The organism is Chryseobacterium sp. OSA05B (genome assembly GCF_019970065.1).
Classification (GTDB): Bacteria; Bacteroidota; Bacteroidia; order Flavobacteriales; family Weeksellaceae; genus Chryseobacterium.
The window spans coordinates 1,072,842-1,085,094 of sequence record NZ_JAHXYH010000001.1; the positions used below are offsets into that span (position 1 = coordinate 1,072,842).

Annotated in this window: 9 protein-coding genes; 7 read left to right on the forward strand and 2 right to left on the reverse strand. The window is 40.7% G+C overall.

The annotated features are described in order from the left end of the window. Window positions 1-268 precede the first annotated feature (268 nt). The 4 genes from LC419_RS04920 to LC419_RS04935 all read left to right on the forward strand — a co-directional run bounded on the left by LC419_RS04920 (window position 269) and on the right by LC419_RS04935 (window position 6,536). A complete protein-coding gene (locus LC419_RS04920) occupies window positions 269-964 on the forward strand; it encodes an MgtC/SapB family protein (RefSeq protein ID WP_223606310.1) in 696 nt (231 codons plus the stop codon). Window positions 965-1,028: 64 nt separating this feature from the next. After that, a complete protein-coding gene (locus LC419_RS04925; RefSeq protein WP_223606311.1) occupies window positions 1,029-2,123 on the forward strand; it encodes an efflux RND transporter periplasmic adaptor subunit in 1,095 nt (364 codons plus the stop codon). Window positions 2,124-2,191: 68 nt separating this feature from the next. After that, complete coding sequence (locus LC419_RS04930; protein WP_223606312.1) at window positions 2,192-5,287, forward strand: efflux RND transporter permease subunit; 3,096 nt, start codon at window positions 2,192-2,194, stop codon at window positions 5,285-5,287. Then, window positions 5,277-6,536, forward strand: a complete 1,260-nt coding sequence (locus LC419_RS04935) for a TolC family protein (protein ID WP_223606313.1) — start codon at window positions 5,277-5,279, stop codon at window positions 6,534-6,536. The genes LC419_RS04930 and LC419_RS04935 overlap by 11 nt, the downstream gene beginning before the upstream one ends. A 205-nt stretch (window positions 6,537-6,741) precedes the next feature. Here LC419_RS04935 and LC419_RS04940 read toward each other — a convergent pair whose 3' ends face one another. Next, window positions 6,742-7,197: a DUF1801 domain-containing protein gene (locus LC419_RS04940; protein ID WP_223606314.1), complete on the reverse strand. Its 456-nt coding sequence runs from the start codon at window positions 7,195-7,197 to the stop codon at window positions 6,742-6,744. 125 nt (window positions 7,198-7,322) lie between these two features. Continuing rightward, window positions 7,323-9,110: a T9SS type A sorting domain-containing protein gene (locus tag LC419_RS04945; protein ID WP_223606315.1), complete on the reverse strand. Its 1,788-nt coding sequence runs from the start codon at window positions 9,108-9,110 to the stop codon at window positions 7,323-7,325. A gap of 401 nt (window positions 9,111-9,511) precedes the next feature. Here LC419_RS04945 and LC419_RS04950 point away from each other — a divergent pair, with 401 nt between their 5' ends. The 3 genes from LC419_RS04950 to murB are packed head-to-tail and all read left to right on the forward strand — an operon-like array spanning window position 9,512 to window position 12,236. Continuing rightward, window positions 9,512-10,717 carry a pyridoxal phosphate-dependent aminotransferase gene (locus tag LC419_RS04950; protein WP_223606316.1) on the forward strand — a complete coding sequence of 402 codons (1,206 nt, stop codon included), beginning with the start codon at window positions 9,512-9,514 and terminating at the stop codon, window positions 10,715-10,717. A 12-nt stretch (window positions 10,718-10,729) separates the two neighbouring features. Continuing rightward, window positions 10,730-11,218, forward strand: a complete 489-nt coding sequence (locus LC419_RS04955) for a hypothetical protein (RefSeq protein ID WP_223606317.1) — start codon at window positions 10,730-10,732, stop codon at window positions 11,216-11,218. Between the two features lie 4 nt (window positions 11,219-11,222). After that, window positions 11,223-12,236, forward strand: coding sequence for a UDP-N-acetylmuramate dehydrogenase (gene murB, locus LC419_RS04960; RefSeq protein WP_223606318.1), 1,014 nt, complete (start codon window positions 11,223-11,225; stop codon window positions 12,234-12,236). Window positions 12,237-12,253 lie beyond the last annotated feature (17 nt).

Sequence of the window (12,253 nt, forward strand, 5' to 3'; positions counted from 1 at the left end):
TCCACTTTCATATACTCTCGGACTCTCAAACTCTAATACTCTATCTAATACTCTCTAACTTCTAGCTTCTAAAATCTAATCTCTCTAATAGAATTCTAATAACATTCTAAAACATCTCTAACGGCCTGCCACAGCCATTACTTCTACTTTTGCAGCAAAATAATTCAAACTATGGACACAGATCCTGCCAGTTATTATCAACCTTAAGGCTTTTCTGAGCATGCTTTTTCTGTATGCCTGAAAAAAGGCCTGCAAAAAAGAAAAAGTTATGAACACATTAGAATTTGGGACACGATTACTGACCGCACTCATTTTGGGAGCATCCATCGGTTTTGAAAGACAGTGGCATCAGAAAAGCGCGGGCCTCAGAACCAATACACTGGTATGTCTGGGATCGGCTGCATTTGTTTTATTATCCCTCAGAATCGGAGGTGATGCTACGGGAAGAATAGCTTCCTATATTGTGAGTGGCATTGGCTTTCTCGGCGGTGGCGTTATCATGAAGGACGGACTTACCGTACGTGGACTGAATACCGCTGCGACCATCTGGTGCTCTGCATCCGTAGGCTCACTGGCGGCTTTGGGATTTGTTACCGAAGCAGGAATCACTGCCGGACTTATTATCTTAACCCATACCATATTACGTCCACTGGGAAAAACTTTAGGCTCCCCGACCATTCGCGTCAGCACTTCAGAATACCTGATCACCATTAAATGCAGAACGGAAATTGAAAACCATGCGAGAGTTTTGCTGATGCAGTCATTCAATTCCACCGATCAGATCTTGCTCAAATCACTTACCAGCGACGATACTGACACACCTGAAAACATTATTATTTCCGCCGAAGTATATTCAGCTTCGCCACAGGATAATATTATAGAAAAAGCAGTGAGCAGACTCACCCTAGAAGACAAAATCACGCGGGTAAGCTGGGAAATAATCGGCACCGAAAGCGATTTATAAACCTAAAAATCAATGTAAAATGATCCATCTAAACAATGAACAACGACCTCTAAACATAGGCTCTATGAAAATACTGATTTTTTCTTCTGTTCTTGCCCTTATCATTTCCTGTAGTGGTAAAAAAGAAGAACCTCAACACAAAGAAGCGTTTCACATTCAGGGAAACCGTGTTACCATAACGAACAACGATCCCGTCTTGAAGAAAATTACGACAGAAACTGTGACTGAGCAAGAGTCCAGCAATAGCATCACCTCAGCAGGAACCATAGAAACCATTCCCAATAATTATGCGGAAATAGCGAGTCCGTTTTCGGGAAGGATCATCAGATCCTTTGTCAGTATCGGACAGCACGTCAACGCAGGAAGTCCGGTTTTTGAAATTCTTGCCCCCGGATATTCTTCTGTTCAGAAAGACTATTCCGATGCATTGAATGATGTAAGACTGGCAGAAAAAAATTATAAACGTCAGCAAGATCTTGTTAAGCACGGTGTTGGTATCCAAAAAGAACTGGAAGGGGCAGAAACAGAGTATAAAAACAAAAAGACATCTCTATCCAATGCTTCATCAACATTGAATGCCTATAACAGCAAGGGTTCGGGAGGAACCTATATTATCAGAGCCCCGATCAGTGGAGAAATTATTTCCAGTAAAATCGTCACCGGGCAATATTTAAAAGAAGACTCAGAACCGGTGGTGATTATCGCTGAACTTTCAAAAGTATGGATTAGCGGTGCTGTGAAAGAGAAAGACATCCGTTTTATCAGTCCGGGAGATCCTGTATCGGTGAAAGTCAATACCTATCCGGATATGGAAATTACAGGAAAAGTGTATCATATCAGTGAACTGGTAGATGAAGATACCCGAAGTATTAAGGTACTGATTCAATGTGATAATCCACAAAAAAAATTAAAGCCCGGAATGTACGCAGCCGTTACCTATTCTGCGGGAACAGAAAAAGCTGTGGTTATTCCTTCCGGTGCTCTGATGCAGCAGGGAGACCGTCAGTATGTGTGGCTACAATCTGGCAAACAGGAATTTACAAAACGTATCGTTGTTCCCGGTAATACTACTGAGAAAACAGTAAGGATTAATTCCGGGCTCAAACCGGGAGATATCGTCATGACTCAAGGTGGAATCTACATGCCGGACACGAAATAATAACCCTTCAAAAGTCGGAAAACTATCGCATGGCAAAGAAAACGGTTTCCTGACATTCAATTACTCTTATGAAAAAATTACTCACACTCTCCATACAGAAGAGATGGCTGATGCTTGCCCTTTTCTTACTATTAGGAATTTTCGGATATTATTCATGGACTCAACTCTCCGTGGAAGCCTATCCGGATATTGCCGACACGACATCACAGGTGGTGACCCAGGTTCCGGGACTGGCTGCCGAAGAAATAGAACAGCAAATTACCATTCCTTTGGAAAGATCACTAAACGGTCTTCCGGGAATGCACATTATGAGAAGCAAAAGCACCTTCGGATTATCTATCATCACGATGGTTTTCGATGACGGTGTAGATGATTACTGGGCAAGACAGCGCATCCAGGAAAGATTATCCGAAGCGGAACTTCCTTACAATGCTCAACCCGGGTTGGATCCTTTAACCTCTCCTGTGGGCGAAATTTACCGCTACATCATTGAAGGTAATGGACAAAGCCTGAGAGAACTTACCGATCTGCAGAATTTTTTCATTATTCCAAGAATCAAACAGGTGACGGGGATTGCGGATGTGACGAATTTTGGCGGAATCACCACCCAGTTCCAGATCGAATTGAATCCTCAGAAGCTGGACCAGTATGGATTATCTTTATCTGAAGTCACTGAAACCATTACCAAAAACAACAGCAACGCCGGAGGAAGCATGCTCCCGAGAGGTGACCTGGCTTATGTCGTACGTGGAATAGGACTCATCAAAGATTTAGATGATCTTGGAAAAATTGTCATTAAAACAGAAAAAGGAGTTCCTGTATTTCTGAATGACGTGGGAACTTTGAAATACGGCAATCTTGAAAGAAAAGGAATTCTAGGCTATACAGACAGGAACCGTAATTATAATGAAAGTACAGGAGGAATTGTATTGCTGTTAAAAGGACAAAATCCTTCTGTCGTTTTAAAGGATGTTCATCAGGCTATTGAAGAACTGAACACCCGTACTCTTCCGGCAGGCGTAAAAATTCATGCTTATCTGGACCGTACCGATCTCGTGAATACAACACTGACAACAGTTACCCATACTTTAACGGAGGGAATTGTTCTGGTCATTATTATCCTGATTGTATTTCTGGGAAGCTGGAGAGGAGCATTACTTGTAGCCATCACCATTCCACTGTCGTTACTTATTGCATTTATCCTGATGTATTTTACTCATATTCCGGCTAATCTTTTGTCATTAGGTGCGATAGATTTCGGGATTATTGTAGACGGATCGATCGTGATGCTGGAAGTGATTCTAAAAAAGAGAGAAGATCATCCGGAACTGGAACTGGAAGAAAAAACCATCATCCAGAGAGCGACAGAAATTGCAAAACCTATTTTCTTTTCGACTGTCATTATCATCACCGCTTATCTTCCGCTGTTTGCTTTTGAGCGGGTGGAAAAGAAACTCTTCACTCCTATGGCTTTTACCATCGGATATGCATTGCTGGGAGCATTGGCGGCGGCACTGATCTTAATTCCCGGACTGGCTTACCTCATCTATAAAAAACCACAGAAGATTTTTCATAACCGATGGCTTGAAAAAATAAGTAGTCTGTATGGTAAAAGAATCGAAAGGATTATTAAAGCTCCAAAAAAAATGTTGATTCCCGCAGGTATCATATTGTTTTCCGCAGGACTCCTTTCTTTTATGGTGGGTAAAGATTTCCTGCCGGAGCTGGATGAAGGATCTATCTGGCTTCAGGTACAGCTTCCACCCGGAATTTCATTAGACAAAGCGAAAGAAATGAGTGATTCTTTACGTACTCAGACCATGAAACATTCCGAAGTGACTTATGTGATGGTACAGGCCGGAAGGAATGACGACGGAACTGACCCGTGGACCGCTTCCCATTTTGAAGTTTCTGTCGGAATAAAACCTTACAAAGAATGGACATCAGGAAAAACCAAAACAGATCTTATCAAAGAACTGGCGGATGATTATAAAAATATGCCGGGATTTTCCGTAGGATTTTCCCAACCTATGATCGATGGGGTTATGGATAAAATTTCCGGAGCACACAGTGAACTGGTCGTAAAAGTATATGGTGATGAATTTGACGGAACCAGAAAAATTGCCGAACAGATCCTTGCCACTTTAAAAAAGATTCCGGGTTCTGCTGATCTTGCCATCGATCAGGAACCGCCACTTCCTCAGCTGCAAATCATTGCGGACCGGGATAAAATTGCACAGTACGGTCTGAATGTTTCCGATGTAGCCGACCTCATCGAAACTGCTCTGGGTGGAAAAGCGATTTCACAAATATTTATCGGCAATAAAGTCTATGATATTTCGTGCCGGTATGCCGAAGACAGCAGGAATACTCCGGATAAGGTCGGAAATCTTCTGCTGACTTCAGCTTCAGGAGCCAAAATACCACTTTCACAAGTGGCTGAAATTAAATTAAGCACCGGAGAAAGTACGATCACCAGAGAAATGAATAAAAGACATCTTACGGTAAAACTGAATTTAAGGGATCGCGATTTATCTTCTTTTCTGAAAGAAGCGCAGGATACCATTGAAAAAGATATCCGCTATGATCATCAGAAATACCAGATCAAATGGGGCGGACAATTTGAAAATAAAAACAGAGCCTATTCGCGTCTGGCCTTCATCGTTCCGCTGGCTTTGGCAGTCATGTTTTTATTGCTTTACGGAGCATTCGGAAGTTTCAGACAGGCACTTGTTCTCATGAGTATTATTCCTCTTGCTTTATTCGGAGGTATGCTCGCATTGAATGTACGCGGGATGACTTTAAATGTTTCTTCGGCGGTTGGTTTTATTGCGCTGTTTGGAGTGGCGGTACAGAACGGAGTGATCATGGTCTCTCATATCAATACGCTCAGAAAACAGGGATTGAATTTAAAAACCTCAGTGATCAGAGGAGCAGAAGACCGCTTCAGACCTGTACTGATGACTGCTTCTGTGGCTGTCATAGGATTATTCCCTGCTTCACTGGCCACAGGAATTGGTTCAGATGTGCAGAGACCTTTAGCTACAGTGATCGTGTACGGTCTTATGTTTTCAACGCTCCTTACTTTATTTATCCTGCCGGCTATTTATTATCTCGCAGAATATCGTTTTGACCAACCTAAATTAACATCAGATGAAAGCTAAAATCAATTTAATCATATCAATAAGCCTATTATTTCCAATTGCATTGAAAGCCCAGGAAAAGGAAACTTTAAATTTCTCCGATTATCTGAATGAAGTCAGGGAAAAAAATTTAAGCTACGCTGCTCAGAAATACAATGTGAGTATGGCGGAAGCTTCCATCCTGACAGCAGGTATATTTCCCGATCCTCAGCTTGAAATGGAAACCTCGGATAACGGAGTTTCAAAAAAGATGGGTTACACGATAGGAACTTCATTAAGCTGGACACTCGAACTTGGCAGAAAAAGAAAAGCCAGGATAGAAACGGCAAAAAATCAGGCTGAATATACCAAACTTCTGCTTCAGGATTTTTTGAGAAATCTTGTGGCCGACGCTTCTCTCGGATATATTGAAGCTTTAAAGACAAAAGCTCTCGTAGACGTTCAGAAAGATTCTTATCTCAGTATGCAGCAGCTAGCCCAATCCGACAGTATTCGGTACAAACTGGGCGCTATTTCCCAAGTCACCTCCAAGCAAAGCAAACTGGAAGCTTCTTCTTTACTGAATGATCTATATATGGCAGAAAGTATCAGCAGACAGGCTTTTTCCACACTTTCCGTATTTTTAGGAACAGGTTTGGCAGAAAAGAATATCAGCGGAGATTTCAAAGCTTTTAGCAGAGATTTCAATCCTGATGATCTGGTTACTGAAGCGTTCAGTAACAGAACAGACCTACAGGCCTCAAAACAAAATATAAATACGGCCACCAGTTTGGTTAAACTTGAAAAAGCGAACCGTGTCATCGATTTAGGATTAAGTGTAGGCGCAGAGCATAACACATGGGCTACGAATGAAATTGCTCCCTCACCTGCTGTGAATGCGGTAAAACTGGGAGCAGGTATTCCATTAAAATTTTCGAACCACAGAAATGCGGATCTGAAGATCGCTGAGATGGGACGAATGCAGGCAGAAACAGAATATAAACAGATTGAAAACAGCGTCCGAACGGAAGTAACACAGGCTTATCAGCAGTATGTGGCAACACAAAAGCAGCTGAAACAGTTTGATAACGGAATGCTTTCAGAGGCGAAAAACATTCTGGATGGCATCAGCTACAGTTATCAGAGGGGTGAAAGTTCTATATTGGAAGTTTTGAATGCACAGAGAACGTATAATGATGTCAGACAGCGTTATATTGAAACGTTAGCTGAAAATGCGGTAGCACTTGTAGAACTGGAACGGAAGACAGGAATTTGGGATATTAATTTTTGAGGTTAATGATTGGGCGTCTTTGGTTATTAATATTCTTTTTTTAACCACAGATTTCTCAGAGGGACACAGATGATTATGGATATTTGTGTAGAAAAAATTTAAGTTAAAAGGGGACTTTGAGAGCCTCAGCCCCCAGAAATATTTGTCCTCAAAAATTATAGTCGTAACGAAGTAAGTAAAGAGTCTGTTTTTTAAACGGGCTCTTTTACTTTTTAAGCTGGCTTTCGTAAATACTGATCCAGTCTTTCACCGTCATCTTTTTACTGACCTCAGCGATAAGCTCAAAAGGAATATCCTCTGGCTTTTTGAAGCGGACACATGATTTTCCCATATCCAGTTTTCGTTTGGAATGTTTAGGGTATTCAGCCACAAACCAGTCCAGCAGCTCAGGATTGGCGTACATTCCCATATGATAGAAAGCAATGAAATTCTTTTGCGAAGCCAATCCCATAAAAGGCAGCGCCGAACCCGGTGTACAATGATAGCCTGCAGGATATGTTTCAAGAGGAACATTCCATCCTATCATTCCGGAACTGACCCCTTCCTGAAAGCCTTTCGGCAGATTATCATTCACGGTATCAAATAATTTCTTGAATGCTTCCTGTCTTTCTTCAGGAATTTTTGAGATATAATCGGCTACGGAGTCAGCTGAAATTTGCATATTTGGTCAGGTTTTATAATCTCCCAAAATAACAAAATTTATCAATATCCTGATTGAAAATTAAATCAAAAAAAGCGACAGTACATGAATGCACTGTCGCCCAACTTTATTGACATTAAAAAAAATTATTTTTTGATTGCCTTCACCGTAGACCGTGAACCATCTTTGAAATAGATCGTTACAAAATACAATCCTGTGTTCAGTGTACTCAGGTCAAGCTCTTTCACAGCACCGGTAAATGTTTTCACGGTTCTGCCTGAAGTATCTCCTACTGTTACAGATTTCACTTCTCTGGTATCTGAAATGTACAGAATATCTTTGAATGGATTAGGATGAACAGATGCTTTCTTTACACCGTCTTTCACTTCTGAAGTGCTTAGCTGAGCACTTTCAACCTTAAAGTTGTCAACATAAAAATTATAATCTGGATCATCATTTACAGTTCCGTCGCTTCCATAAAAAGCAAATACGGTATTAGCACTGTTGTATCCCGTTAAGGTATAAGAATATGGTGTTGACGTATTGGTAGGTGCATTGTTTGCATTCCATGTTTCCAGAACTGTCCATGTAGATCCGCCATCATTCGATACCAGGAACTGAATCAAATCGTCAGATCCCATCGGTGAAGAATTGGTACTAAGATAAGCCGCAACTCCATAATCGAATTTAACTTTATAGGAACCTGCAGAAAGATTAAATGGCAGTGTTTTCAGCCAGCCTATTCTGTTGGTAGAATACAGATTGATCGTTGCTGATCCGCCTGATCCCGTTCCTAAGAATCCACCTGATGCCCAAAGGCTGGTTGTCCCTGTAGGACCTGTGGCAGGAGTACCTCCGGAAAGATTACTGGTCCAGCATGTTCCCGGGAAGGTGCTGAAGTCATTCGTATAGGATGGAACCACAGTACCGCATAAAGTAGTAAATGTTCCTGATTGAGACCATACGCTCTGAGCCGTTGCTGTGCTACAATTGGTTCTTACCCAATAATAGTAAACCGTACTTGATGATAAGGAAGGAATGGTAAAGGAAGTTCCTGTAACTCCAGGATGATTCGGCACTGTTGCAGCGGTAGGAGGCGTATTGGTTGTACTGTAGTATACATCATAGCTTACTGCCTGAACGGTGGCCGGTACCGTCCATGAAACCTGAGCTGAACCTGAAGTAAGTGTACCTACAGGCTGAAGTGTTGGAGCTACACAATCTGTATAGGCATCCGCTGAAAAAGCAAAAACATTGGCGATTCCTGTACCACTGACTTTAGTCACCGTAACACTTTGAATAGGTTTGGTCTGATTGGCGGCATCAAGTGTCAACATGGACTGATACAGTCTTGGATTTGTAGAATTCGGTTCTAAAACATTATTTGCTCTGTTGATTCGTCCGATGCCACGAATGGCATAGTTTGATCCGTCATACCAGTCAGAGATCGCTACTCCCGAAAACGTCTGAGTGGTGTTATCCGTAAAGTTAACCGTTACATTCACTGTACACGGTCCGCTTCCTCCGGTAGCCAGCATATATACTTTAAAGGCAGGAATAGGTGTGGTAAATGATAATGTTCCGCTGGCAGCATTGGTAGAAATTTTAAGAGAATTATTCCCATAAAGATCTCCCAGTTTGAAGCTCAATCCAGGTGTAGAAGCCACTGCAGAATTAACGATCCCGTTTACAGGAAGTCCGTAGGTGAGTGCCGTACTTGTAGAGGTAAGTTTAAAATCCCTTGCCACAAAAGCAAAAGACACACCATCAACGTCTTCTGTGGTGCTTGATAAGGCAGAACCCACATCATTGGCAATGACATCTGCCGTGTATCCGGACTGGACTGGCATGGTCTGATAATTTTGGGCATTCATAGCGGGTGCCGCAAAAAGAGTCACAAGAGAAATGACTCTCAATGGTAAAAGTGTTTTCATAATTATTTTTATTATTGGCGAAATTTAATAAAAAATACAATACAAAATTGATATTTTTATTAAATAATCAAATAAATGTTAATAATATTAAGATATCGATATTTTAACATATATGGAAAAATTATTCTGCGACCAAATATTTTATTCACATTTTAATATGCTATTTTAACAATTTCGAGCATTTTTACCTATAATTAATCTCCACCAGTTCTATTTTTAACAAACTGAAGACCAGCATCAAGCATCAATAAAAAGGATTACGTTTGCAATTAAAAGAACGGGCAAGAATCAATTTTAAGGTATTGATTTCCAAAAGCATTCAAAAGCATTCAAAATGGACAACAGGTTATTTTATTATTGAGAAATTAAATCCTATTTTTGCCATACAAATTTTTTGAACAATGCCGAATATTTCAAACAGAGCACAGCATATGCCGCCATCGCCGGTAAGAAAACTGGTTCCTTACGCTTTAAAAGCGAAACAGCAGGGAATAAAAGTATATCACCTTAATATCGGGCAGCCTGATATTGAAACACCGGAAACGGCTTTAAATGCTTTAAAGAATATTGATCTTAAAGTATTAGAATATGCACTTTCTGAAGGTAATATAGAATACAGAAAAGCCCTTACGGAGTATTATCATACCTTAGGTTTTTCAGATCTTACTCCAGATAATTTCATTGTAACCAATGGTGGTTCTGAAGCACTGAACTTTGCAATTTCCACTTTATGTGATGACGGCGACGAGGTGATTATTCCTGAGCCTTACTATGCCAATTACAACGGTTTTACCAGCACATTCAACGTACATGTGGTGGCTGTTCCGTCTACGATTGACACAGGTTTTGCTCTTCCTCCGATCGAAGAATTTGAGAAAAAAATTACAGAAAAAACAAGAGCAATCGTTATCTGCAATCCAGGTAACCCTACCGGATATCTTTACACCCGTGAAGAGCTTCAGAAGCTGGCAGAAATTGCTTTGAAATATGATATCGTTGTCATTTCAGACGAAGTATACCGAGAATATGTGTATGACGGAAAACAGCAGATTTCTATGCTGGATTTCCCTGAACTTAGCGAAAACTGCATCATCATCGATTCAGAATCCAAGCGTTATTCTATGTGTGGCGTAAGAATCGGATGTATGCTTACCCGTTCTAAAAAAATCCACGACGCAGCCATGCTTTTTGCACAGGCAAGACTGAGCCCGGTTCTTTTGGGTCAGATTGCAGCTACGGCGGCACACCAGAATGACGGAGCCTACATCAGAGCAGTAAGAGAAGAATATACACACAGAAGAAATATTTTAGTAGACCTTCTGAATGCTATTCCGGGGGTTATCTGCCCTAAACCAAGAGGAGCATTCTACTGTGTGGCTGAACTTCCGGTAGATGATACCGAGAAATTTGCACAATGGCTTTTAGAAAAATATTCTCTAAATAAAGAAACGATCATGGTAGCTCCTGCAGGAGGTTTCTACAGTGATCCTGAACTGGGAAAAAAACAGGTAAGAATTGCTTATGTTCTGAAAGAAGCAGATCTTAGAAGAAGTGCTGAAATCCTGAAACAAGCGCTGAAGACCTATAGAGAAGAATTCAGCCTATAAAAAATACAATCTATGATGCCGGCAATAAAAAATAATTACCTGAAACTTCTGTTTTCGCTATTTTTGTTGCCGGCATTTTTTTCCTGTGACAGGAAAAAAGAACAGATTTCTGCCACTCATCAGCGTCCGAATGAGATCACCTTCATCAGCTTATCCCATATCGGAGGCGAGCGTGGAGATTACAAAATCATCAAAGTCACTAAGGATTCCATCCATGCAGAAAAGGGCGTCGCAGATCAACAGACTCATCAGCAATGGAACTCGGCCATCACGGCACAGAACTGGAAAAATATGATCGCTTCAATTAAAATTAAAAATCTTGATGAGATACAAAGTTCTCCCAGCCAACAGTCTGTAGACGGCATCGATGAAACTTTTCAGATCAGAACTCCGAAAAAGTCACATATCTATGTCAATTCTTATGCAGATACCGTGCATTACAAACAGCTGAAACAGTTTAAAGAACAACTTAACCTCATTCTTCCCACAGAATACCAATAAGAATATGCAAGAAAATTTTTCTCTAAAGCCTTACAATACATTCGGCGTTGACGTCAAAGCAAAATACTTTATTGAAGTACAAAACCTTGAAGAACTCAGGGATGCAGTCAATTATTCTAAAAATCACCATCTTCATATTTTATTTTTAGGAGGAGGAAGTAATATTCTTTTGACGAAGGATTTTGACGGTATTGCGATTAAACTCAGCTTAAAAGGAATTGATGAAAAAGATCTGAATGACAATGAAATTCTGGTAACGGCAAAAGCTGGAGAAAACTGGCATGAATTCGTGATGTACAGCCTTGAAAAAAATTATGGCGGCCTGGAAAACCTTTCTCTCATCCCGGGAAATGTAGGCACTTCACCGATGCAGAATATCGGAGCTTACGGAACGGAAATCAAAGATATCTTCGTCAGCTGTACTGTTTTAGATCTTGAAAATCTTGAGCTTAAGACATTCAACCTCGAGGAGTGCCGTTTTGGCTACAGGGATTCTATTTTCAAGCAGGAAGGAAAAGGAAAGTATGTGATTTTGGAAGTCACTTTCAGGTTAACAAAAAAGAATCACCTTATTAAAACTGAATACGGCGCGATAAAAACTGAACTGGAAAATTCAGGAATTACGCACCCTACCATTCAGGATGTTTCTAAAGCTGTGATCAATATCAGACAGAGCAAATTACCCGATCCCAAAGAAACTGGAAACGCCGGAAGCTTTTTTAAAAATCCCACTATTCCTTTAGCCCAATTTGAAGATCTGAAACAGAAATTTGAAAATATCCCAGGCTATCCCAACGGAGATGTGGTAAAAGTACCTGCCGGTTGGCTCATCGAGCAATGCGGATGGAAAGGGAAACAAATCGGAAACACAGCTTCGCATAAACTTCAAGCCCTGGTCATCGTGAATGCTACAGGAAACGCTACAGGAAAAGAAATTTTTGATTTTTCTACTGAGATCATTCATTCCGTACAGGAGAAGTTCGGGATAGAACTGGAACGGGAAGTCAATATTTTATAATACAGAAGCTGTTTTCA

What these genes read in the sequence shown, in the direction of transcription:
- LC419_RS04920 (WP_223606310.1), top strand. Translation starts at nt 269, where the DNA reads ATGAACACATTAGAATTTGGGACACGATTACTGACCGCACTCATTTTG.
- LC419_RS04925 (WP_223606311.1), top strand. Translation starts at nt 1,029, where the DNA reads ATGAAAATACTGATTTTTTCTTCTGTTCTTGCCCTTATCATTTCCTGT.
- LC419_RS04930 (WP_223606312.1), top strand. Translation starts at nt 2,192, where the DNA reads ATGAAAAAATTACTCACACTCTCCATACAGAAGAGATGGCTGATGCTT.
- LC419_RS04935 (WP_223606313.1), top strand. Translation starts at nt 5,277, where the DNA reads ATGAAAGCTAAAATCAATTTAATCATATCAATAAGCCTATTATTTCCA.
- LC419_RS04940 (WP_223606314.1), bottom strand. Translation starts at nt 7,197, where the DNA reads ATGCAAATTTCAGCTGACTCCGTAGCCGATTATATCTCAAAAATTCCT.
- LC419_RS04945 (WP_223606315.1), bottom strand. Translation starts at nt 9,110, where the DNA reads ATGAAAACACTTTTACCATTGAGAGTCATTTCTCTTGTGACTCTTTTT.
- LC419_RS04950 (WP_223606316.1), top strand. Translation starts at nt 9,512, where the DNA reads ATGCCGAATATTTCAAACAGAGCACAGCATATGCCGCCATCGCCGGTA.
- LC419_RS04955 (WP_223606317.1), top strand. Translation starts at nt 10,730, where the DNA reads ATGATGCCGGCAATAAAAAATAATTACCTGAAACTTCTGTTTTCGCTA.
- murB (WP_223606318.1), top strand. Translation starts at nt 11,223, where the DNA reads ATGCAAGAAAATTTTTCTCTAAAGCCTTACAATACATTCGGCGTTGAC.